Origin of the sequence: Massilia sp. LXY-6 (genome assembly GCF_051233485.1) — a bacterium.
Classification (GTDB): domain Bacteria; phylum Pseudomonadota; class Gammaproteobacteria; order Burkholderiales; family Burkholderiaceae_D; genus Telluria.
Genome location: NZ_JBKFGF010000061.1, coordinates 1 through 21,517, shown reverse-complemented (window position 1 = coordinate 21,517; position 21,517 = coordinate 1). Strand labels below are relative to the sequence as shown.

The window sequence follows — 21,517 nt, the reverse complement described above, 5'->3', positions numbered from 1 at the left end:
GCGATCAAGCGGACAGATCAAGCGAGCTGCGCGCACGCGACCGCAGTTGGTGGTGACATTCCGCAAATTCCGGCATAATCCCCCGATTCTCTGCGGCCGAACGGCCCATTCTGATCGGATAGCGAAATATGGAATTGATCCCCAGCACCATCCTGACCGGCTTCCTCGGCGCCGGTAAAACCACGCTGCTCAACCGCATCCTGCAGGAAAACCACGGCATGCGCATCGCCGTGATCGAAAACGAATTCGGCCAGGAAAACATCGACAACGAAATCCTGGTGCAGGACGCCAGCGAGCAGATCGTCGAGATGAACAACGGCTGCATTTGCTGCACCGTGCGTGGGGACCTGATCGTTGCTCTCGGCAACCTGGCGCGCAAGCGCGATGCCGGCGAATTGCAGTTCGACCGCGTCATCATCGAAACCACGGGCCTGGCGAATCCCGGGCCGGTGGCCCAGACCTTCTTCGTCGACGAGGAAGTTGGTGCTCACTATCTACTCGACGCGGTGGTGACCGTGGTCGATGCCCGCCACGGCATGGACCAGCTGGACCGGCAGGAGGAAGCCCAGCGCCAAGTCGGCTTCGCGGACAAGATCCTGCTCTCCAAGACCGACCTGGTCGATGCCGCCGCGGTCGAGGAACTCAAGGCGCGCATCCGCCGCATCAATCCGCGTGCACCGATCAGCACCTCCGATTTCGGCCGCGCGCCGATTCAAGAGGTGCTCGACCTGCGCGGCTTCAACCTGAACGACAAGCTGGAGCTGGACCCGGCCTTCCTGACCGCCGACGAGGCCCACGATCATGCCCACGAGCATGAGCATGAGCACGTGCACACCGAAGCCTGCGATCATCGCCATGACCACCATCATGGTCGCCACAGCGACGATATCGCCGCCTTCGTGTTCAAGAGCGACCGTGCGTTCGATCCGGAACGCCTCGACCAGTTCCTCGGCAGCATGGTGCAGGTCTTCGGCCCGAACATGCTGCGCTACAAGGGCGTGCTGTCGATGGCCGGGGCGGATCGCAAGGTGGTGTTCCAAGGCGTGCATCAAATCATGGGCAGCGACCTCGGTGCAAAGTGGGGCGATCAGGAGCCACGCGGCAGCAAGATGGTCTTTATTGGTAAAAATTTACCGAAAGATGTCTTTATCCGCGGATTGGAACAATGTTTGGTATAAACTACTGCGGTTCTGTATTGCACGTCAGGTAGCCCGGCCGTGCAAACCGGTGGTTGAACGACTGAACAAGGCAGGGCCAGCAAGCCCCGCCGTCACGGCAGCAAGCCAGCGCACACTGCAACAGTAAGCGCTGAGTAAGCTGATAAAATGGAAACTCTGTCGTATCAAAGGTAAGTGAAGTCATGACTAAAACAACGAAACCGAATACCGTGGCGCAGCCCGAAGACCGCCTCCTGACGGAAGAAGAGATTCGGGCGATGGGCGACGACGACTACATGAACCCGGCCCAGCTGGCGTTCTTCAAGAACCGCCTGCAGGAACTCGAGAAGGAATTGCTGAAAAACGCCGGCGAGACGACTGAGCACCTGCGCGAGACGGTCCTGGTGCCGGACCCGGCCGACCGTGCCACGATCGAGGAAGAGCACGCGCTCGAACTGCGCACCCGCGACCGCGAACGCAAGCTGCTCAAGAAAGTGCAGCAGTCGCTGGCCTCGATCGAATCCGGCGAATACGGCTGGTGCGAAGAAACCGGCGAGCCGATCGGCATTCCGCGCCTGATCGCCCGCCCGACCGCGACGCTGTCCCTGGAAGCCCAGCAGCGCCGTGAACTGAAGCAGAAGCTGTACGGCGATTAAACCGTGACAGGGCCTAGCGAAAAAGCATGCGTCGATCGCATGCTTTTTTTATTTGGGCGCCATAGAAATTTCCCTTGGGATACACTAGCGTCGGCTTGCCTGTCGATTGACGCAGCTCAGGCGTGCGCGCCACGTGCCGCGGGCCGCCGTGCTACTGTCTCGACCGGTGAAAAACGGTAGACAAGGACCGACGTGGGACTCTTTTCCTTCCTGAAGAAAAAGAACGAAGCGCCCGAGGCGCGGGCCGGCGCACGTCCACGCACAGGCAGCCTGTCCAGTCCCGCCAGCGCCTTCGCGCCCACCACGCGCATGCCGCTCGACACCGAGGCCGAGCGCGAACGCCAGCGCGAGATCGCGCGCGCGACCGCCGCCAAGATCGACGAAATCGAGCTGGAAATGGCGGCCGACATCTTCGACGACCATGCCTGGGCCGGCAACCGGCGCGCCCCCGCCGTCGTCTCGGGTGCCCCCAGCGCCCCGCTGCTCGACCTGAACACGGCCGACCTGCTGGTGGAGGAAGGCGTGCCTGACGCCGCCGTGGCGCCTTCCAGCGCGCCGGCGGTCGAGGAAGCGGCGATCCTGTTTGCCAACGGCCAGGCCGAGGCGGCGGAACAAGCGCTGCGGGCCTGCCTGGACGGCAGCTGCCGCAGCGAGCGCCAGCCCTGGTGGATGCTGTTCGACCTCTACCAGGTGAGCGGCCGCGAGCCCGAGTTCGAGAGCATCGCGATCGATTACGCCAGCCATTTCGAAACCTCGCCCCCGGCTTACTCGCCGATGTATGGGCCGTCTTCGGCACCGTCGTCCGGCCAGCCCTACGCCGGGGTGGCCCCGACCGCGACCCTGTCGGGCCAGCTCGACGACGCCGTCGGCGCGCAGCTGGCGCGCGTGCTGACATCAAACTGGCCGCTGGTGCGCCTGGACTTCAGCACGGTCGCCTCGGCCACGCCGGAAGGCTGCGCGGTCCTGCTCGCGGCCCTGCAGACGCTGCGCCGCGCCGGCCGCGAACTGGTCATGGCCGGCGCCGACCACCTGATCGCCGTGCTGCGCCCGATGCTGGCGATCGGCGAACGCGGCGCCGGCGAGGCGCCCTGGCTGCTGCTGCTCGAACTGCTGCTCTTGATGAACCGCGAAAAGGATTTCGAGGAGACCGCGATGGACTATTGCGTCACCTTCGAGGTCTCGCCGCCGTCGTTCGAAGCGCCGGCGCACACCGCCGTGAGCGTGGGCGCCACGGCGGGCAGCGATGCGGCCGCCGGCGACCGCTTCCTGCTGCCGGGCCTGATCGAAGGCGGCAGTACGGCGCTGCTGGATGCGATTGGCGCCTATGCCGCCCAGCACGCTTCCCTGGTGCTCGACTGCTCGCGCCTGGCGCGCATCGACTACGCGGCGGCCACCGCCCTCGGCGCCTGCCTGCGCCAGCTCGCCGGCGACGCTGCCCACCCCTCCGGCAAACGCAGCATCGAGCTGCGCGACCTGAACCACCTCGTTGCCGCCCTGCTGCGCCTGCTCGGCGTGGGCGACCATGCGCGTCTGTACGCCAATAAGTATTGAACATGCAAGGAGCCGCCGGACGCGACAGTTTCGTCTTGTAATTAAGTGAAATAACCCCACGTTTGGTGAGCAATCAACCACGAGGCAACTATGGAACAATTTCACGGCACGACCATTGTGAGCGTGCGGCGCGGCGAACAGGTCGCACTCGGCGGCGACGGCCAGGTCACGCTCGGCAATGTCGTCATGAAGGGCTCGGCGCGCAAGGTGCGCAAGCTGTACCAGGGCAAGGTGCTGTGCGGCTTCGCCGGCGGCACCGCGGACGCCTTCACCCTGCTCGACCGCTTCGAGGCCAAACTGGAAAAGCACCAGGGCAACCTGCTGCGCGCCTCGGTCGAACTGGCCAAGGACTGGCGCACCGACCGCATCCTGCGCCGCCTGGAAGCGATGCTGCTGGTGGCCGACCGCGAGAAGACCCTGATCATCACCGGCAATGGCGACGTGCTCGAACCCGAGGACGGCATCGGCGCGATCGGCTCGGGCGGCGTGTACGCGCAGTCGGCCGCCAAGGCGCTGCAGGAAAACACGGACATGGGACCGGCTGAAGTCGTCAAGAAGGCGCTCACCATCGCCGGCGAGCTGTGCATCTATACGAACATGTCCCACATCGTCGAGACGCTGGACTGAGCAATGAACAATCACATGAGCATGAACATGAGCATGACCCCCTCCGAAATCGTATCGGAACTCGACAAGCACGTGGTCGGCCAGGGCAAGGCCAAGCGCGCGGTGGCGATCGCCCTGCGCAACCGCTGGCGCCGCCAGCGGGTGGACGAGCCCCTGCGCCATGAGATCACGCCGAAGAACATCCTGATGATCGGCCCGACCGGCGTCGGCAAGACCGAGATCGCGCGCCGCCTGGCCAAGCTGGCCGATGCGCCCTTCATCAAGGTCGAGGCGACCAAGTTCACCGAGGTCGGCTATGTCGGCCGCGACGTCGACACCATCATCCGCGACCTGATCGACATCGGCATCAAGCAGACCCGCGCCAGCGAGATGCAGAAGAACCGCCAGCGCGCCGAGGACGCCGCCGAAGACCGCGTCATCGACATCCTGGTGCCGCCGGCGCGCGACTTCGGCTTCAACGTCAGCAGCACCGAGTCGAAGGACGGCGACACCACCCGCCAGACCTTCCGCAAGCGCCTGCGTGAAGGCGCCCTCGACGACAAGGAAGTCGAGATCGAAGTCGCCGAGGCAGCGCCGCAGGTCGATATCATGGCGCCGCCGGGCATGGAAGAAATGACGGAACAGATCAAGTCGATGTTCGCCGGCGTCGGCGCAGCCCGCAAGAAGCCGCGCAAGCTGAAGGTCAAGGACGCGATGAAGATCCTGATCGACGAGGAAGCCGCCAAGCTCGTCAACGAAGACGAGATGAAGCAAAAGGCGATCCAGAACGTCGAGCAGAACGGCATCGTGTTCCTGGACGAGGTCGACAAGATCGCATCGCGCTCGGAACACGGCGGGGCCGAGGTCTCGCGTGCCGGCGTGCAGCGCGACCTGCTGCCGCTGGTCGAAGGCACGACCGTGAACACGAAATACGGCATGATCAAGACCGACCACATCCTGTTCATCGCCTCGGGCGCGTTCCACCTGTCCAAGCCCTCGGACCTGATTCCGGAGCTGCAGGGCCGCTTCCCGATCCGCGTCGAGCTGGAAGCGCTGTCGGTCGACGACTTCAAGAGCATCCTGACCTCGACCGACGCCAGCCTCACCAAGCAGTACGAAGCCCTGCTGGCAACCGAGGGCGTGACGCTGGAGTTCGCGCCGGACGGTATCCACCGCCTGGCCGAGATCGCCTTTTCCGTCAACGAGCGCACCGAGAACATCGGCGCGCGCCGCCTGTACACGGTCATGGAAAAGCTGCTCGAGGAGATTTCGTATTCGGCCACCGACAAGTCGGGCGAGCGCCTGGTCATCGATGCCGCCTACGTCAACGAGCGGCTCGACAAGCTGGCGGTCAACGAAGACCTGTCGCGTTACGTACTATAAACACTCGCATTGAGAGGAGGCGAAGATGGCAAACAAGGCACTGGCAACCCGGCAAAGGATGATGTTGCGCGTCGAACCGGCGCCGCTCAAGCCGCGTAATCCGTTTGCCGGCTTCGCCAAGCAGCGCGCGGCCGGCACGCATGCGAAACCGCTGGCCAGCGAGCGCCTGGCCGCCAAGCGGGCGCTTAAAAAGGCCAAGCTGGAGGCGGACGACGAGTAGCCCAGTTGCGTGATGGACGCCGGCTCAGGCCGGCGTTTTTTTTCGTTGAAGACTCGCTTGTTCTTCTGTAAAGTCAGAACCCATGAGCTCCCCTGACATGGTTCTGGACGTCCTGCGCGCCGAACTGCGCGCCGCAGGCATTACCTACAAGATGCTGGCCGACCGCATTGCGATGAGCGAGTCGAGCATCAAGCGCATGTTCGGCCAGAAGGACATGACCCTGTCGCGCCTGGCCCAGATCTGCCAGGCGGCCGGCGTGAACATGGAGGACGTGCTGCGCCGCGCGGCCGACGCCCGGCCCCAGGCCGACACGCTCACCCTGCCCCAGGAAACCTCGCTGGTTGCCAATCCGCGCCTGCTGCTGGTGGCGATCTGCTGCCTCGGGCACTGGAGCCTGGAACAGATCGTCGAAACCTACCGCCTGACCGAACCCGAATGCATCGGCCTGCTGGCCGAGCTGGACCGGCTCGGCCTGATCGAGCTCAAACCGCTGAATCGCTACAGCTTGCGCGTCTCGAACGCTTTCCGCTGGCTGCCGGACGGCCCGGTACAGCGTTATTTCCGCGAGCATGTGGTAGGGGATTATTTCGATGGCCGCTTCGACGGCCCGGGCGAAGCACTGATGTGCCTGCCGGCACGGCTGTCGCTGGCGAGCGCCGCCGAACTCACGGAGAAAATCTATCAGCTGGCCGGGGAACTGGCGCGGCTGCACCGCAACGACCGCCGCCTGGCGCCGCGCGAGCGTGACGGATTTACCTTGCTGGTCGGATTCAGGTCGTGGGAGTTTTCGGCATTCACCGCGCTGCGGCGGTAAGGCACAAAGAGATTATTGGCTGTTCGGGGTCCGGCCGCTCACCGGGCTGCCGGTCGAACGGGTCGGTGGCGGCATCTGCACCGGCGCCGGAGCGGTATTGTTCGCCCCGTTCGGATTGTTCGCGCCGTTCGGAGTGTTTGGATTGTTGGGGTTATTCGCGTTGTTCGGCACGGCGATGTTCGGCGTGGCCGGCGCCGGCTCTTCCGGCGGTCCGCTGACCTGGCCCGGATTGCCCTGGTCCGGGAAGGTCGACGACTGCGCGACCGGACTCTGCGGCGGCACCTGCGGCTGCTGGACCGCGCCCGGCGACATCGGCGGCTCCGGTACTGCCGCGCCCGGCGGCAGGTGGGCCGGCATGCCGCGGGCCGCCGCTCCCTGGCCGGCCGGACCACCAGCCGGACCACCCATCGGCGCGGCCGCTTTGGTGTCGGCCGCCAGGTCGAGCCGCTTCATGACCCCGCCATCGGACAGCATGACGTAGCGCGGATGCACCTCGGCCAGGGTGATGCCGGGCGCGACTTCCTTGCCGACTCTCAGCGCCTTCGGCGGCGATCCCTCGGCCACGATGATGGCCGCGCTGTTGCGCCCGGCCGCGACGATGCCGGTCAGCTGGTAATTGGTCGCGCTCGCCGTGGCGACCTGGCCGCCGAACAGCGTGGCGGCGGCGTCGATGCCCGGCTCCGGCATGCCGGTATGCGCCACCGCGGCGATCGGACGCTGGGGCGGCTGGTACAACTGCAGGATCCAGTACGCAAGCGACCCCGCCAGCAGGATCACGCCCAACAGGCTCGTAAGTATAGGCAAGCGCTTGTCCATCGGTTTCCTTATCACCGCACTAATTGGTTGATTTCAATAATCGGCATCAGCACCGCCAGCACGATCAGCAGCACGACCAGGCCCATGGCCAGGATCAGCACCGGCTCGAGCAGGCCGGCAATGGTCAGCGCGCGGCGCTCCAGGTCCGCCTGCTGGGAATCGGCGGCGCGCTCGAGCATGGCCGGCAGTTCGCCGGTGATCTCGCCGGCGCGGATCATGTGCACCAGCATCGGCGGAAAATACTTCTGGACCGACAGCGCGCGCGCCAGGCTCGCGCCCTCGCGCACGCTGGCGGTCGCGTCCTCCACCAGGCCTTTCATGGCCACGTTCGACAAGGTGTCGCGGCTGGTTTCCAGCGCACGCAGGATCGGCACGCCGGAACCGGTGGTGATCGCCAAGGTGCTGGCGAAGCGCGCCGTATTCAGGCTGCGCTCGAAGCGGCCGTACACCGGGGCATCGAGCAGCCAAGCATGCCAGCGCAGTTTCAATGCTGGATTCTGCAGCGCCCGTCTCCACATGAACCAGGCCGCGACGATGGCCAATCCCACATAGATGCCATAAGCGCGCGTAAAGTTCGACACGCCGAGCATCATGATGGTCAGCACCGGCAGTTTCTGCTTGGTGTTGGCGAACACCGAGACGATCTGCGGCACCACATAGGTCAGCAGGAAAATCACGATCGCGAATGCGACCACGGTGACGATCGCCGGGTAGGTGAACGCCAGCCGCACCCGCTGCACCAGGGCGTTGCGGCGCTCGATGTAGTCGGCCAGGCGCGCCAGCACGCGCGCCAGCTGGCCGATCTGTTCGCCGGACGAGACCAGGGCGCGGTAGATCTCGGCGAAGTCGCGCGGGTGGCGCGACAGCGCGCTGGAGAAGGACGCGCCGCCCATCACCTCGGAACGGATCGAGGCGATCAGGTCGCGCATGTAGGCACGCTCGGCCTGTTCCAGCAGGGCCGTGAACGCCTGCTCGAGCGGCAGACCGGCTTCCAGCAGGCTGGCCAGCTGGCGTGTGAACAGGGCCAGCTCGACCTGGGACAGGCGCTCGCCAAAGCCGCGCGAGCGCGCCGCCCCGCTCTCGTCGACCTGGGCCGCGATGGCTTCGACGGCGAGCGGCGTCAGACCCTGCAGGCGCAGGTCGGCGCGGGCGGCACGCGGGCTGTCGGCGTTCAGCACGCCCTTGCGGGTGATGCCCCCGGTATCGACGGCTTCGTAGCGGAATGCAGGCATCAGTCAGCCTTCGTCACGCGCACCAGCTCGGCTTCGGTGGTGACGCCTTCGCGCACCCAGCGTTCGCCGTCCTCGCGCATGGTCTTCATGCCGGACTTCAGGGCCGTATCGCGGATATCCGCTTCCGACACCTGGTTGTGGATCTGCGCACGGATCTGCTCGGTCGTCTCCAGCAGCTCGTAGACGCCGACCCGGCCGTGGTAGCCGGTATGGCCGCAGCGATCGCAGCCGACCGCCTGCCAGTGGCCGTTGCCGTCCTGCTTCTTGCAGTACGGGCACAGCTTGCGCACCAGGCGCTGCGCCATCACGCCCAGCAAGGACGACGACAGCAGGAATGGCTCGATGCCCATGTCCAGCAGGCGCGTCACGGCCGAGGCCGCGTCATTGGTGTGCAGGGTCGCCAGCACCAGGTGGCCGGTGAGCGAAGCCTGCACCGCGATCTGCGCGGTTTCCAGGTCGCGGATCTCACCGATCATGATCACGTCCGGGTCCTGGCGCAGGATCGCGCGCAGGGCTTTGCCGAAGGTCATGTCGATGCGGGCGTTGACCTGGGTCTGGCCAATGCCGGGCAGGTCGTACTCGATCGGGTCTTCCACCGTCATGATGTTGGTGGTCGTCGCGTTCAGGCGCGACAGCGACGCGTACAGCGTGGTGGTTTTACCGGAACCGGTCGGGCCCGTCACCAGCACGATGCCGTGCGGCTGGTTGATCATCTTGTCGAACTGCGGCAGCAGGCCCTCGCTCATGCCGAGGTGGCCGAGGTCGAGGCGGCCCGCTTCCTTGTCGAGCAGACGCAGCACCGCGCGTTCGCCGTGGCCGGTGGGCAGGGTCGAGACGCGCACGTCGACCGGCTTGCCGCCCACGCGCAGGGTGATGCGGCCGTCCTGCGGCAGGCGTTTCTCGGCGATGTCCAGCTGGCTCATGATCTTGATACGGGAGATCAGCGAAGCGTGGATCGCCTTGCGCGGACGGACGATGTCGCGCAGCGCGCCGTCGATGCGGAAGCGCACCACCGAGGTCTGTTCGAAGGGTTCGATGTGGATATCGGACGCGCCTTCGCGCAGCGACTGCGTCAGCAGCGCGTTGATCATGCGGATCACCGGGGCGTCGTCGGACGATTCCAGTAGGTCCTCGATGGCCGGCACGTCCTGCAGCAGCTTGGTGAGGTCGAGGTCGGCGTCGAACTCGTCGGCGACCTGGGACGCGTCGCCGCCGGCATTGGCGTAGGCGGCGGCGATCGCCGCCTCCACCTCTGCGCGCTCCATGCGGCGCAGCGTGATGCGGCCGAAGCGGCGCGAGACTTCCGCGATCGCGGCCGGCTTGGTCGCGTTCGAGACCACGACTTCGACGGCCTGCGACGGGTCGCCGTTGGAACGCGCCAGCACGCCGTAGTCGCGTGCGAATGCGTAGGGCAACAAGTTATTCATGTAGTCAATCAGTTCTGAGTCGGCGATGCCGGCCGGTAATCACCCGGCTGCGCCGGCTGGGGCGGCTGCACCGGCCGGAATTCCGGTTCATTCCGCGGCTGAGCGCGCTGGCCCGGCTGAGCCGGCTGGCTGGTACCCGGGCCCGTGGCGGCACCCGGGCGCGGCGCGACGGGCGCCGGCGGCGGCATCGTGGCCATCGCACCGCCCGCGGGCGGCTGGCCATTGGTTAACGGGGGCAACATCGGCGCACCGAGGTTGCGCAGCAGGATGGAGTCGTCGACCGGCTGGCTGTTGGCGCCGGTAGCACGCATGAGCTCGTAACGGTCCATCGAGATGCTGGTGTTCTGTTCCTTGCTGCGCACCACCACGGGGCGCAGGAAGACCATCAGGTTGCGTTTGACGCGGCTGCGCGTCTGGTACTTGAACAGGTTGCCAATGACCGGGATGTCGCCCAGGCCACGGACTTTCTCTTGGTTGTGGCCTTCGTCATCCGAGATCAGGCCACCGAGTACGATGATCTGGCCATCGTCGGCCAGCACGTTGCTTTCGATCGCGCGGACCGTGGTCACCAGTCCCGACGTGGTCGAGACGGAATTGTCGATCCCCGAATTCTCGTGGTAGATCGACAGCTTGATCGTGCCGCCTTCGGAAATCTGCGGGCGCACCTTCAGCAGCAGGCCGACGTCCTTGCGGTCGACCGTCTGGAACGGGTTGCTTGCCCCGCTCGCGCCCGTCGTGAAGGAACCGGTGATGATCGGTATGTTTTGGCCGACCTTGATCGTTGCCAGCTCGTTATCGAGCGTGATCATGTTCGGCGTTGATAAGATGTTGGCGTTGCCGTCGTTTTCAAGGGCATGGGCGATCGCGCCCAGGCCCAGCTTGCCATTGATCTGGCGGAACAGGCCGATCGACAGGCCGCTGATCGAAGGCAGGCCGCTGCCGGTGCCGCCGGTGGCGCCGGTGCCGGTGCCGCCCCCCACGCCGCCGGCCGCTGCCGCCGCCAGGTTGATGATGTTGTTGCTCGTGCCGCTCGCGAAGGACTGCACGCCGCCGACGCGGTACTTGCTGCCGTCGTCGCCGGACAGGCCGACCCACTGCACGCCGAATTCGGACGCCTTGGTCGAGGTCACTTCGACCACCAGGGCCTCGATGTAGACCTGGGCGCGGCGCACGTCGAGCTGGTCGATGACGGAGCGCAGGTTGCGGTAGACCGCATCCGGCGCGGTGATGATCAGGCTGTTGGTCGAGGCGTCGGCCTGGATGTAGCCGGAACCCTGGCCGCCGCCGCCGCCGGCTGCCGTGGCCTGGCTCTGCTGGGCGAAGGTGTTGCCGGTGCCGCCCATGCCGACGCTGCTCTGCTGGCCCTGCTGACCGCCGAGCCCGCCAGCTCCGCCGGCACCGGTACCGCCCGTGCCGGCCTGGATCGAGCCGCCCGAGGTGCCCTGCTGCTGCACCGGTACCGCCGAGGCATCCTGCGAGACCACCGCGCGCAGGGTCTGGGCCACCTTGCTGGCGTCGGCGTTCTTCAGGTAGACCACGTGAATATTGCCGAGTTCCGCGGTCGGCTGGTCGAGCTTGGCGATCAGGCTTTTCGCCATGTTCGCGCGCGCCGCCGAGGGCGCGCGCACGATGACGGAGTTGGTGCGCGCATCGGCCAGCACGGTGACGCGGCCGGCATCGCCGCCCGGGCTCGGCTCCATCAGGCGCGTGACCAGGGTCGCGACGTCGCTGGCGATGCCGTTGCGGATCGGGACCACGTCGAGGTCGCCCGTGGATGGGGCGTCGAGCGCGGCGATGATCTTCGACAGGCGGCGCAGGTTGTCGGCGTAGTCGGTGATCACCAGGCTGTTGTTGCCCGGGTCGGCCATGATCGAATTGTTCGGCGAGATCAGCGGACGCAGCACGGCCGTCAGGTTGGCCGCCGATTCGTGCTGCAGGCGGTAGACCTGGGTCGCGACCTGGTCGCCGTGCGCGCGCGAACCGCCGACCCCGACCTGGGTCGGCGAGGACTGCAGCTTGGCTTCTGCTTCCGGCACCACTTTCGCGTAGCCGTCGCCGGTGACCACCGCGTAGCCCTGCAGGCGCAGTGCCGAAGTCAGCAGGGAGAAGGCCTGGGCCTTGCTCAGGGTGCGCTCCGAGACCAGCGTCAGCGTGCCCTTCACACGCGGGTCGATGATGAAGGTCATGCCGGTGTAGTGGCCGACCGCCTTGATCACCGACTCGATGTCGGCGTTGACGAAGTTGAGGGCGGCGCCCCCTCCTTCCTGGGCCAGGGCGGGCATGGGCGGAACCGCTCCGAGGACGGCACAGCACAGCATGACGTTGGCGGCGAGGCGGCGCAGCGCCGGGGTTTGCGGATTTTTTTTCATCATCTGAACTCGAGTGCGATTATGTTCTTGCCGTTCACCATTCGGCGCTGGCCCAGCAGGTTGAGCAGGTTGCCCAGCGTATCTTCATATCCTTCGGCCGCTTGGGCCTGGCCCGAAAAGCGGAGCCGGCCATTTTGCAGGGTACCACTCCCGGAGAGCAAGAGCGCGCCACGGACGGTGCGCAAGCTCAGGTCGGCCTGCTGTCCGCGCCAATCCATCGCCATCTCATAACTGCCCAGCGGCTTGACCGGGCTCATGCGCGATCCCATGTCAGTCAGCGACAGCACCGTGCGCCCCTGCACGGCCACCGTCTGGCCCTGGCGCGCGATGTCCAGCAAGTTCCACGACAGCTTGATCACGCCGGACGGCGCCAGCGTGTTCAGCGGCGCGCCCAGCCCGGCCAGGCCTTCGGCCGGCAGCAGCAGTTCGCCGGCGCTGACCTGCCATTGCGACCAGCTGCCGGTGATCCGCACCGGTTGCGCCAGCGCCCGTTCGTTGGCCAGGCCCATGCTCACCTGGCCGAACAGCACCAGCGGCGACAGCCGCCAGCTGAACCGGCCCGGCAGCAGCGGGGTGACCGATCCGCCCTCGCCCGGCGCGCCGCCCACGAAGGCTGAGCCGCGCCACAGCGTACCCTGCGCATCTCCCAGAGTCAAACGCCCGCCGGTCTGGCGCTCGACTATCGGCCCCAGCCAGGCAGCCGGCAGGAACACCAGGACCGTGACGGCGACGGCAAGCGCGCTCAGTCCGATCCACAGCAAGGCCCGTTTCATTGGGCGGCGCCGGTATTCTGGCGCAGCGTCAGGCTGGCATCGACCTGGCCGGCCGTCGGCAAGGCGGTGACGACGGCGTCCTGCACCAGCACGCGGTTGGCGCGGCGCTGCTCGTCGAGCCAGGTCGCCAGGTTGGCGAACGACACGTTATTCAGTTGCAGCTTGATGTACTCGCCGGTCATCGACAGCGATTGCGGCGTCAGGCCACGGCCGCTGAGGCTGGTGCTGACGGTTTCGCGGGTGAGCGGCGTGACCTGGGTAACCGGCGCGCGCCCCAGGTTGCCCGCTTCCTGGGCCATGGCCTGCAGCTCGGCGGCCTGCTGGCGCAGCTGCGGCAGCGAGCGGCGCAGCTGGGCGCGACCCTCGACGGCCGGGTCGACCAGGATCAGGTAGAGCAGCGCCAGCAGCACGACGGCGCCGCCGACGCTCAGGAAACGCCGCTCCTGTTCGGTGCGCCCGAGCCAGAGCGCATTGGCGCGCTCGCGGTACTGGGCGATGGTGGTGGCTAGACTCATGGCTTGGCTCCTGTGCTGCGGATCACCCAGCTGCCCGGTGCGGCCTCGTCGAGGCCCATGTTGCGCGCGGCCAGGGCGGTGCGCAGCTGCCCCGTCAAACCGGGGTCGACAGTTCCGGGTTTGACTTTGACCGACAGCGCGTGTTCGCGGTATTCGATTGATGCAATGCCGGGTTGGCGTGGGAGTGCACGCATCGCTTCGCCGAACGCCGCCGCCATGTAGGTGAATTCGTCGGGCGCCACTTCGCCGGTGCTGGCGCGGGCACGCGCGATGTTCTGGCGCATCTGGGCGATCGGATCGAGGATCGTGGTCTGGTTCGGGTACACCGAGCGGAAGGTCTGGGTCATCGACTGGCGCACGGTCTCGGCTTCGCGGCGCAGGCGCAGCCACTCGACGTTCAGGCCGATCAGGTTGACCGCCACCGCCAGCAGGATCAGGCGCAGCGGCCAGCGCCAGCGGCGCCAGTCGCGCGGCTGGCTGCCGGCGGCGCCCAGGCCGCTCACCAGGTCGAGCGTGGTGCTCTTCGAGCCGGCGATCCAGTGCGCCCAGTCATCGGTTTCGAACGTGATGCCGGGGCCGGCATCGAGCGCAAGGGCCTGGTATTCGCCCAGTTGCCCCTGCGGCACGTACAGCACCAGCGGGGCGTCGCCGCTGAAGGCGCGCGCGGTCTGCAGCACGACCGCCGGGACGGCATCGAGCGCCAAGCCGAAGCCCTGGAACAGGCCCTGGCGCAGGGTCAGCTCGTTGCCCTGGATGGCGGCCGAGACGCTGCCCGGCTGCAGCGGCAGGCACAGCTGGGCCGGCACCGCGGCCACCGAGCGGGCACCCTGGGCCAGCAGGCTGCGCACGATCGCTTCCAGCCAGTCGCGGTCGACCACGGCGATCGGGCGGGTGTCGTCGGGCTGCTGGGGCGCGGCCACCAGCACGTGGTCGGCCGGGTCGCCCAGGATGTGTTCTTCGACCAGGCCGGGCAGCGCGGCCTTCAGACGCGCGCCGGTCAGGGGCGGTGCCGCGACCTGCAGCAGGCTGACGTCGGCGCCGGCCAGCAGCAGCACGACCCGGCGGCTGGCACCGACCAGGTCGCCCAGGTTGCGCAGCGGGCCTTCGCCGGTCTGTTCGATGACGCCGCTGTCGCTCACGAGCGCGAAGCGGCTCAGCGCGTGTTCGCCTTCAGCGCGGGCGGGATGCCGGATGTAGAGTGTAGTCAAACCGTCTCTCTTTCTTGATCTTCTTGATCTTTTAGTACTGGCGGATCCACACCACCTGGGTGCCGCCTCCGGCAATCAGGGTCGGGAAGCGGTGGATCAGCGCCTCGGCATCCAGGGCGGCGCGGTCCAGGCGGATCCGGCTGTTCACCAGGAACCAGTCGCTTCTCACGCCCGCCGCGCCCGGCGTGATCGGCCGGCTATCTCCGATTTCCGTCGAAAAGTATTTTATGTCTCTCCAGGCCGCGCGCTGCCGCCGCACGACCAGCGAATTCGCTTCCGACACCGACATGTTCGGCATCAGCGCCGCCAGCACTTCGGCCGGCGCGGTGTTGACATTTACCTCCGTCACGTCCGGCAGCACGATCACGAACGGCCGCAGGCGCTCGACCATCGCCGGCGTGAAGCCCGGCACCGTCAGCAGGTCGTCCACCGCCAGGAACTTCATCGGCGAACCGGCCACGCTGCTGCGCGCGGCGCGCGGCGGCGTCACGGGCGGCGGATTGACCGGCGGATTGGCCGGCGGCGGATTGGTGCCGTCAGGATTCGGCGCCCCTCCCTCCGGTGTCACCGCCTCCAGCGGCTGGCCGGCCGCCACGAAGGCGGCCACGCGCCCCGCCAGCTGCTGGTCCATCTGCAGGTTGCGCAGCAGGCGGCCGAACACTTCCATCTGCTCCGGGTTCGCCTGCCCCTTGTCAGCAAGATTGCGAAGATTGTAACGCGAGCAGGCGTCGATTATGTTGCCGGACAACGTCGCATCGAAATTTTCTCCTTCGACCCGTTCGCGCTCGATGTACTGGTCGAGCCGGGTTTCCGCCAGCGGGGTGGCCCAGACCTGGTCGAGGGAAGTGTAGTCGCGATGGTCGAGGCCGTCCTGGAACAGCACCAGGCTGGCCCAGTCGAGGGCGCCGCGCAGGATCCACTTGGTTTGCAGGTGCAGGCGCTGGTTTTCCATCGAGCGCACCTGCACCTGCTGCTGCCAGAACAGGCTGGCGACGATCGAGATCGCCAGCGTGGTCAGCAACAGCGCGGTGATGACGGCGACGCCGCGCTCGCGCATGCCCCGCAGTCGTGGCCGTCTCATGGTTCCCCCAGCAGGAAAGACTTGGTCATCGGTACTTGCTGTCCCTGTGCCTGCAGCGCCACCTGCATGCCGGTCGGCGGCAGCGGCACGGTATTCTGGTCCTGCTGGGCCGGCGGCGTGCCGTTGAGGGCCGCGGCGGCTGCCGCATTGCCCGCGGAGGCGGCGCTAGTGGCCTGGCGCCAAGCGTGGTTTTCCCAGGTCAGCACCTGCATCCCGGCCACCCCGGCCTGCAGCGTGACCGCGCCGCTGGTGTCGGTGTCGCTGACCGCTGCCTGCCACAGCCCGTCGAGCTGGGCCAGGTCGCGCACGGCCGGCGACTCGCGCCGCACCAAGGTGCCGTCGACGATGCGGTAGGCCACCACCTGCAGCCGCGACGGCTGGTTTTCGGTGAACACCTCGCGGATCATCGTGAAACGGTCGGTGCCCGTCAGCAGATAAGGACGGCGCTCGAGCACGTCGCGTCCGGCGATATGCTCGCAGTCGCTCTGCATCTGGGCAAAGGCCAGCTGCATGCCGCGCGTGGTTTCCATCTGGTTCGTCAGCGCCACGCGCGCGCGGATGATGCCGTCCAGCCCGCGCCAGCCGAGCACGGCCACGATGGCGAGGATGCTGATCGCCACCAGCAGCTCGACCAGGGTAAAACCATGTGGCCGTAGTCGTTTCATAGACGCGGCCTCAGCACGAGTTGGACCAGCTTGACGATACGCCGGTTCGGGTTTTCGATGTCGAACACCGAGACTTCGACGCGGCGCAAACGCGGGTTCGGGCTGGCGATCACTTCTTCCTGGCAGACCAGGTGAAGGTCGCCCTGCGGGCAGTCGAAGCCGCGCTTGCCAATTTCCGGAAATTCCTTGCCGAGGCGAATTTGCACGAGGCGGTTCTCGGCCGACCAGGTCGCCATCATCGAGGTCCGCAGGCCGCTGCTGTTGGCGGTCAGGCTGCCGACCGCGCGCAGGCCGGCGCCGAGGGCGGTGCCGACGATGACCAGGGCCACCAGCACTTCGAGCAGGGTAAAACCACGGGAGCGGGAGGTCTTCATGGCGGGGTTCATTCGACCGTGAAGTGCCCGACGCCGTCGGCCCGGATGGCGACGCGGTTGCCGCCGGTGGCCAGGATCAGGACGAAGGGCTTGTCGACCGGTTCGCGGCCGAAGGTGATGCGCAGCGGGTTGACGGTACCGGCGCTGGCCGGATCCAGCAGCAGGGTCAGCGGGCCGTTCTTGAACTCGCGCTCGCGCAGCAGGTCGTCGCCGGTGATCAGGTTCCAGCGCGTTTCGTTGCGGACCAGGAAGTGGTAGCGCTCGGGCGTGGCCTCGAAGGTGACCGGGCGGTTGCGCACGATCGCCTCGTCGCGCGCCAGCTGCAGCAGCAGGGTCAGGCGCTGGGCCTCGGTTTGCAGGTCCTGGCGCGGGCTCGGGATCGCGTTGAGCGAGACGAGGCCCAGCGTGATGCCGATGATGACCATCACGACCATGATCTCCACCAGGGTGAAGCCAGCTGTCGGAGCGGGACGGGCAGGCCGTCCGCGCACGTGCTTGGTCATCGGGATACGTTCTCCTCAGACTGCTTATTTACAGACTGCTTATTTACCTTCCCAGGAACCGACGTCGGCATCCTCGCCGGTGCCGCCCGGCTGGCCGTCCGCGCCCAGCGAGAACACGTCGACCTCGCCATGCAGGCCCGGCTGCAGGTACTGGTAATTATTGCCCCAAGGGTCCTTCGGCAGCTTCTCGACGTAGCCGCCCTCTTTCCAGCCGTTCGCGGCCGGGCCGGTGGTCGGCTTCTGGACCAGCGCCTGCAGGCCCTGTTCGGTGGTCGGGTAACGCTGGTTGTCCAGCTTGTACAGCTTGAGCGCCTGCATCAGGGTCGCGATGTCGGTCCTGGCGGCGGTGACGCGCGCCTCGCCGGTACGACCGAGCAGCTTGGGCACGACCAGCATGCCGAGGATGCCGATGATGACCACGACGACCATGATTTCGACGAGGGTGAAACCGCTCTGGCGGCGCCGCTGCGACATGCGATGCGTAATGTTCTGCATAGAATAATGATGGTTGATGGTCGGAAGAATCGAACTAGTATAAGGCCGAATGACGTTAAACCGTCATCCGGGAGACTTTCCAATTGTAAGTCAGGAGAAACGGCGGCGCACTGCTTGTCGGGATGGCTACGCGCGTTCGCGGCAGACCGGGCAGCAAGGATTGCGCCCGACTTGCACTTCGGTCCACTCCATGCCGCGGCCGTCGAGCATCAGGAGGCGCCCGACCAGCGGACGCCCGCAGCCGGCCAGCATCTTGAGGGCCTCGGCCGCCTGCACGGCGCCGATCACGCCGACCAGCGGCGCGAACACGCCCATGGTGCTGCAGGCCACGTCCTCGAACCGGCTGTCCTCGGGAAACAGGCAGGCGTAGCAGGGGGAGGCTGCGTCGCGCACGTCGAACACCGAGACCTGGCCGTCGAAGCGGATCACGGCGCCGGCCACCAGCGGCACGGCAGCCAGCACGCAGGCGCGGTTGACGGCCTGGCGGGTGGCGAAGTTGTCGCTGCAGTCGAGTACGACATCGCTGTCGGCCACAAGTTCCCGCAGGCGCTCGCCGGCAGCGCGCTCGCGCAGGGCTACGACCTCGATCTCGGGATTGATCTGGATCAACGCTTCGCGACCGGACTCGACCTTAGGCTGGCCGACCCGGGCGGTGGTGTGCATGACCTGGCGCTGCAGGTTGGTGAGATCGACCTCGTCGTCGTCGACCAGGGTAATGCGGCCGGCGCCGCTGGCGGCCAGGTAGAGCGCGGCCGGCGAACCGAGGCCGCCGGCGCCGATGACCAGCACGCGCGCGCCCAGTACCCGCTGCTGCCCTTCGATGCCGACCTCGTCGAGCAGGATATGGCGCGAATAGCGCAGCAACTGCCGGTCGTTCATGCCGTCGGTTCCGTGCAGGCTCACTTCTTCGGGCTGCCCTTCACTTCGGGCAGCTTCTGCTCGGTACCCGGCAGCTTGGCCGGGGCCGGTGCGTCGTCGAGCGGGTCGGCCTTGGCCAGCTTGACGGGCAAGCCCTTGAAGTGATTGATGGCCTGGGCCAGCTGGAAGTCGTCCTTGCCGCCGAACTCGGGCGCCTTGCCGCTCTTCAGGATGGCCAGCGCGCGTTGCTCCTCTTCGAGCTCGTCACGCTTGGCGCTGAGCGCGCCGTTCTTGCCGATTGTTTTGGTCTCGCCCTCGTTCGACAGGTGGCGGTCGAGGTCGGCCTCGCGCACGCGCAGCGCGTTCAGGCCGTCGCCTTCCGGCGTCTCGTCGACTTTCAAGTCGGGCACGATGCCGAGCGCCTGGATCGAGCGCCCTTTCGGCGTGTAGTAGCGCGCCGTGGTGAGTTTCACCGCGGTGTTCTCGGTCAGCTGGCGCAGGGTCTGCACCGAGCCCTTGCCGAAGGTCTGGCTGCCCATCACGATGGCGCGCTTGTAGTCCTGCAGGGCGCCGGCCACGATCTCGGAGGCCGAGGCCGAGCCGGTATTCACCAGCACCACCATCGGCACCGTCTTCAGCGCCGCCGGCAGTTTCGCCAGCGGATCGGTGCCGGGACGGGCATAGAAATCGCGCCGTCCGTAGAAGGTGGCGTTCGATTCCGCCAACTGGCCGCGGGTACTGACGATCGCGTCGTTCTGCGGCAGGAAGGCGGCGGATACGCCGATCGCGCTGGGCAGCAGGCCGCCCGGATCGTTGCGCAGGTCCAGTACCAGGCCCTTGATGTTGGGGTTCTGGGCGTACAGTTCCTTGACCTTGCCGGCCAGCTCGTCGACGGTCTCTTCCTGGAACTGGCTGATCCGCAACCAGGCATAGCCGGGCTCGACCAGCTTGGCCTTGACGCTCGCCACGCGGATCTCTTCGCGTTCGACCGGCACCACCCACGGGGTGTCGGCGCCGCGCCGGGCGATGGTCAGCATCACCTTGCTGTGCGGTTCGCCGCGCATGCGGGAAATCGCCTCGTCCAGGCTCAGGCCCTTGACGGGCACGTTGTCGACGCGGGTGATCAGGTCGCCGGCCTTGATGCCGGCGCGGAACGCGGGCGTGTCCTCGATCGGCGAGACGATCTTGACGTAGCCGTCTTCCATCGCCACCTCGACGCCGATCCCGACGAACTTGCCCTGCACCGATTCGCGCATCTCGGCGAAGTCCTTTTCGTCGAGGTAGACCGAGTGCGGGTCGAGCGAGGACACCATGCCGGCGATCGCGTCCGACAGCAGCTTCTTGTCCGCTACCTTCTCCACGTAGTCGCTCTTGATCAGGCCATACACGTCGGCCAGCTGGCGCAGCTCGTCCAGCGGCAGCGGCGCGTCGACCGCCTGGACGCCGCCGCCCTTCTGCGCCATCGCCGAGAACTGGACCGAGGCCGCCACGCCGGCGACCATGCCGAGGCCGACCAGGCCGAGGTTCTTGAGTTTGTTGCCCATCGCTGTTCCTAGAATTTGACCCAGCCGGCCGGATCGATCGGTTTGCCCAGATGCCTGAGTTCGAAGTATAGCCCCGATTCTCCATGGCCGCCGGTGCTGCCCGCGCTCGCAATGACGTCGCCGGCCTTGACCGAATCGCCCTCGTGTTTCAGCAGGGTTTCGTTGAACCCGTAGATCGACAGGTATTCGCCGCCGTGGTTGACGATGATCATGTTGCCCCAGCCGCGCATCCACTTGGCATACACGACCCGGCCCGGACCGACCGCGCGCACGTCGGTGCCTTCCGGCGCCTTGATGAACATGCCGCGCCATACCGGGCCGTCGGCACGCTTGGCGCCGAAGCGGGCGGCGACGGTGCCTGAGATCGGCGCCGCCAGGCGGCCGCGCAGGCTCTCGAAGGCGCCGCTCGGGAGGTCGGCGGCGAGCGCGGTGTCGGCGGACCTCGACGGCGCTGGCTTCGTTTCGGCCGGCTCCTGGGCCACCTGCGGCTCTTCCTTCACGGGCGCCGGCGGTTTGTACGGCTTGCCATGCTTTGCCGCTTCGCGCGCCAGGCGCTCACGCTCGGCCTGCTGTTGTTTTGCATGCGCCAGCGCGCGCGCCTTCGCTTCGGCCGCGGCCTTGGCGCGCGCGGCGGCCAGTTCCTGCTGGCGCTTGCGTTCGGCCGCGGCGGCGATTTCCTGCTCGCGGATCAGGCGCGTCAGGCGGTCGACCAGGCCGCTCATGCGCTGTTCGTCCTGCTCCAGCTTACTGGCTTGCTTGCGCTGGACCACCAGCTTGCTCGACAGGTTGGCCAGCAGCGAGGCGTGCCTGGCCTTTTCCTTTTCCAGCAGCGTCTTCTGGTCGCGCTGCTCCTGGGCGATTTCTTCGAGTTCGTCCTTGGCGTTCTGGGTCTCGGCCTGGTTCGCCTCGACCGCCGCCAGATTGTCGCGCAGCGAAGTCAGCAGCTTGGCCTGGGCCTGCGACACGTAGGCCATCATCTGCAGGTCGCGGTTGATGCGGTTCGGGTTGTCGCCCGACAGCAGCAGCTTGATGCGGTCTTCGTTGCCGGCGACATATTGTTCGCGCAACAGCTTGGCCAGCTGCCGCTTCTGGGCGGCGATAGTCTGGGCCAGGCGCTCCTGCTGGGTGCCCAAGTCTTGCAGCTTGGCGTTGGTCGCGGCCTGCTCGCCGCCCAGTTCGCGCAGCGCCCGGTTGGCGTTCGAGATCGCCTCTTCCGACTCGGCCAGCTCGTCGGCCGCGTCGTCCTTTTCGCTCTCGGTGCGGCTGATGT

The 21,517-nt window shown here is 66.9% G+C and carries 22 protein-coding genes; 7 read left to right on the top strand and 15 right to left on the bottom strand.

Annotated features, from left to right (window positions below):
* The first annotated feature begins 128 nt into the window (after positions 1-128).
* From ACI48D_RS23095 to ACI48D_RS23065, 7 genes are all read left to right on the top strand, one after another.
* Positions 129-1,178 (top strand): CobW family GTP-binding protein, encoded by a 1,050-nt coding sequence (locus ACI48D_RS23095; RefSeq protein ID WP_435573578.1) that lies wholly within the window; start codon positions 129-131, stop codon positions 1,176-1,178.
* Positions 1,179-1,360: 182 nt separating this feature from the next.
* Positions 1,361-1,813 (top strand): RNA polymerase-binding protein DksA, encoded by a 453-nt coding sequence (dksA, locus tag ACI48D_RS23090; RefSeq protein WP_435573577.1) that lies wholly within the window; start codon positions 1,361-1,363, stop codon positions 1,811-1,813.
* Positions 1,814-2,005: 192 nt separating this feature from the next.
* Positions 2,006-3,364, top strand: coding sequence for an STAS domain-containing protein (locus ACI48D_RS23085; protein WP_435573576.1), 1,359 nt, complete (start codon positions 2,006-2,008; stop codon positions 3,362-3,364).
* A 90-nt stretch (positions 3,365-3,454) separates the two neighbouring features.
* Positions 3,455-3,991, top strand: coding sequence for an ATP-dependent protease subunit HslV (hslV, locus tag ACI48D_RS23080; RefSeq protein ID WP_435573575.1), 537 nt, complete (start codon positions 3,455-3,457; stop codon positions 3,989-3,991).
* A 27-nt stretch (positions 3,992-4,018) separates the two neighbouring features.
* The gene (gene hslU, locus ACI48D_RS23075; protein WP_435573574.1) at positions 4,019-5,353 is read left to right on the top strand and encodes an ATP-dependent protease ATPase subunit HslU; all 1,335 of its coding nucleotides are present in this window, start codon (positions 4,019-4,021) and stop codon (positions 5,351-5,353) included.
* A gap of 25 nt (positions 5,354-5,378) precedes the next feature.
* A complete protein-coding gene (locus ACI48D_RS23070) occupies positions 5,379-5,573 on the top strand; it encodes a hypothetical protein (protein WP_435573573.1) in 195 nt (64 codons plus the stop codon).
* An 82-nt stretch (positions 5,574-5,655) separates the two neighbouring features.
* Positions 5,656-6,387, top strand: a complete 732-nt coding sequence (locus tag ACI48D_RS23065; RefSeq protein ID WP_435573572.1) for a helix-turn-helix domain-containing protein — start codon at positions 5,656-5,658, stop codon at positions 6,385-6,387.
* 12 nt (positions 6,388-6,399) lie between these two features.
* Here the strand turns inward: ACI48D_RS23065 and ACI48D_RS23060 are convergent, their stop codons facing one another.
* From ACI48D_RS23060 to ACI48D_RS22990, 15 genes are all read right to left on the bottom strand, one after another.
* A complete protein-coding gene (locus ACI48D_RS23060; protein ID WP_435573571.1) occupies positions 6,400-7,203 on the bottom strand; it encodes a type II secretion system protein N in 804 nt (267 codons plus the stop codon).
* Positions 7,204-7,214: 11 nt separating this feature from the next.
* Positions 7,215-8,435, bottom strand: coding sequence for a type II secretion system inner membrane protein GspF (gene gspF, locus ACI48D_RS23055; RefSeq protein WP_435573570.1), 1,221 nt, complete (start codon positions 8,433-8,435; stop codon positions 7,215-7,217).
* Positions 8,435-9,862 (bottom strand): type II secretion system ATPase GspE, encoded by a 1,428-nt coding sequence (gene gspE, locus ACI48D_RS23050; protein WP_435573569.1) that lies wholly within the window; start codon positions 9,860-9,862, stop codon positions 8,435-8,437. The genes gspF and gspE overlap by 1 nt, the downstream gene beginning before the upstream one ends.
* Before the next feature lie 8 nt (positions 9,863-9,870).
* Positions 9,871-12,231 (bottom strand): type II secretion system secretin GspD, encoded by a 2,361-nt coding sequence (gene gspD / locus ACI48D_RS23045; protein WP_435573598.1) that lies wholly within the window; start codon positions 12,229-12,231, stop codon positions 9,871-9,873.
* Positions 12,231-13,004: a type II secretion system protein N gene (gene gspN / locus ACI48D_RS23040; RefSeq protein WP_435573568.1), complete on the bottom strand. Its 774-nt coding sequence runs from the start codon at positions 13,002-13,004 to the stop codon at positions 12,231-12,233. Before gspN ends, gspD begins: the two co-directional genes overlap by 1 nt.
* On the bottom strand, positions 13,001-13,519 hold the full coding sequence (gene gspM, locus ACI48D_RS23035) for a type II secretion system protein GspM (protein WP_435573567.1): 519 nt from the start codon (positions 13,517-13,519) through the stop codon (positions 13,001-13,003). The genes gspN and gspM overlap by 4 nt, the downstream gene beginning before the upstream one ends.
* The gene (gspL, locus tag ACI48D_RS23030; RefSeq protein ID WP_435573566.1) at positions 13,516-14,727 is read right to left on the bottom strand and encodes a type II secretion system protein GspL; all 1,212 of its coding nucleotides are present in this window, start codon (positions 14,725-14,727) and stop codon (positions 13,516-13,518) included. The genes gspM and gspL overlap by 4 nt, the downstream gene beginning before the upstream one ends.
* Before the next feature lie 31 nt (positions 14,728-14,758).
* The gene (gene gspK / locus ACI48D_RS23025) at positions 14,759-15,808 is read right to left on the bottom strand and encodes a type II secretion system minor pseudopilin GspK (protein ID WP_435573565.1); all 1,050 of its coding nucleotides are present in this window, start codon (positions 15,806-15,808) and stop codon (positions 14,759-14,761) included.
* Positions 15,805-16,473 carry a PulJ/GspJ family protein gene (locus tag ACI48D_RS23020; protein ID WP_435573564.1) on the bottom strand — a complete coding sequence of 223 codons (669 nt, stop codon included), beginning with the start codon at positions 16,471-16,473 and terminating at the stop codon, positions 15,805-15,807. The genes gspK and ACI48D_RS23020 overlap by 4 nt, the downstream gene beginning before the upstream one ends.
* Complete coding sequence (gene gspI / locus ACI48D_RS23015; RefSeq protein WP_435573563.1) at positions 16,470-16,847, bottom strand: type II secretion system minor pseudopilin GspI; 378 nt, start codon at positions 16,845-16,847, stop codon at positions 16,470-16,472. Before gspI ends, ACI48D_RS23020 begins: the two co-directional genes overlap by 4 nt.
* Positions 16,848-16,855: 8 nt before the next feature.
* On the bottom strand, positions 16,856-17,350 hold the full coding sequence (locus ACI48D_RS23010; RefSeq protein WP_435573562.1) for a GspH/FimT family pseudopilin: 495 nt from the start codon (positions 17,348-17,350) through the stop codon (positions 16,856-16,858).
* 39 nt (positions 17,351-17,389) lie between these two features.
* Positions 17,390-17,845: a type II secretion system major pseudopilin GspG gene (gene gspG, locus ACI48D_RS23005; RefSeq protein WP_435573561.1), complete on the bottom strand. Its 456-nt coding sequence runs from the start codon at positions 17,843-17,845 to the stop codon at positions 17,390-17,392.
* Between the two features lie 126 nt (positions 17,846-17,971).
* Positions 17,972-18,724: a HesA/MoeB/ThiF family protein gene (locus ACI48D_RS23000; protein ID WP_435573597.1), complete on the bottom strand. Its 753-nt coding sequence runs from the start codon at positions 18,722-18,724 to the stop codon at positions 17,972-17,974.
* A gap of 20 nt (positions 18,725-18,744) precedes the next feature.
* Positions 18,745-20,247, bottom strand: coding sequence for a S41 family peptidase (locus tag ACI48D_RS22995; protein ID WP_435573560.1), 1,503 nt, complete (start codon positions 20,245-20,247; stop codon positions 18,745-18,747).
* Positions 20,248-20,255: 8 nt separating this feature from the next.
* Positions 20,256-21,517: murein hydrolase activator EnvC family protein (locus ACI48D_RS22990; RefSeq protein ID WP_435573559.1), on the bottom strand; the 1,262-nt coding region annotated here is incomplete at its 5' end.

Excerpts from the sequence above, each read along its gene's own strand:
- ACI48D_RS23010 (WP_435573562.1), bottom strand. The coding sequence starts at position 17,350 with ATGACCAAGCACGTGCGCGGACGGCCTGCCCGTCCCGCTCCGACAGCT.
- gspD (WP_435573598.1), bottom strand. The coding sequence starts at position 12,231 with ATGAAAAAAAATCCGCAAACCCCGGCGCTGCGCCGCCTCGCCGCCAAC.
- ACI48D_RS23095 (WP_435573578.1), top strand. The coding sequence starts at position 129 with ATGGAATTGATCCCCAGCACCATCCTGACCGGCTTCCTCGGCGCCGGT.
- ACI48D_RS23020 (WP_435573564.1), bottom strand. The coding sequence starts at position 16,473 with ATGAAACGACTACGGCCACATGGTTTTACCCTGGTCGAGCTGCTGGTG.
- gspM (WP_435573567.1), bottom strand. The coding sequence starts at position 13,519 with ATGAGTCTAGCCACCACCATCGCCCAGTACCGCGAGCGCGCCAATGCG.
- ACI48D_RS23070 (WP_435573573.1), top strand. The coding sequence starts at position 5,379 with ATGGCAAACAAGGCACTGGCAACCCGGCAAAGGATGATGTTGCGCGTC.
- gspG (WP_435573561.1), bottom strand. The coding sequence starts at position 17,845 with ATGCAGAACATTACGCATCGCATGTCGCAGCGGCGCCGCCAGAGCGGT.
- gspK (WP_435573565.1), bottom strand. The coding sequence starts at position 15,808 with ATGAGACGGCCACGACTGCGGGGCATGCGCGAGCGCGGCGTCGCCGTC.
- gspN (WP_435573568.1), bottom strand. The coding sequence starts at position 13,004 with ATGAAACGGGCCTTGCTGTGGATCGGACTGAGCGCGCTTGCCGTCGCC.
- hslV (WP_435573575.1), top strand. The coding sequence starts at position 3,455 with ATGGAACAATTTCACGGCACGACCATTGTGAGCGTGCGGCGCGGCGAA.
- gspI (WP_435573563.1), bottom strand. The coding sequence starts at position 16,847 with ATGAAGACCTCCCGCTCCCGTGGTTTTACCCTGCTCGAAGTGCTGGTG.
- hslU (WP_435573574.1), top strand. The coding sequence starts at position 4,019 with ATGAGCATGACCCCCTCCGAAATCGTATCGGAACTCGACAAGCACGTG.
- ACI48D_RS23065 (WP_435573572.1), top strand. The coding sequence starts at position 5,656 with ATGAGCTCCCCTGACATGGTTCTGGACGTCCTGCGCGCCGAACTGCGC.
- ACI48D_RS23060 (WP_435573571.1), bottom strand. The coding sequence starts at position 7,203 with ATGGACAAGCGCTTGCCTATACTTACGAGCCTGTTGGGCGTGATCCTG.
- ACI48D_RS23000 (WP_435573597.1), bottom strand. The coding sequence starts at position 18,724 with ATGAACGACCGGCAGTTGCTGCGCTATTCGCGCCATATCCTGCTCGAC.
- gspF (WP_435573570.1), bottom strand. The coding sequence starts at position 8,435 with ATGCCTGCATTCCGCTACGAAGCCGTCGATACCGGGGGCATCACCCGC.
- dksA (WP_435573577.1), top strand. The coding sequence starts at position 1,361 with ATGACTAAAACAACGAAACCGAATACCGTGGCGCAGCCCGAAGACCGC.
- ACI48D_RS22995 (WP_435573560.1), bottom strand. The coding sequence starts at position 20,247 with ATGGGCAACAAACTCAAGAACCTCGGCCTGGTCGGCCTCGGCATGGTC.
- gspE (WP_435573569.1), bottom strand. The coding sequence starts at position 9,862 with ATGAATAACTTGTTGCCCTACGCATTCGCACGCGACTACGGCGTGCTG.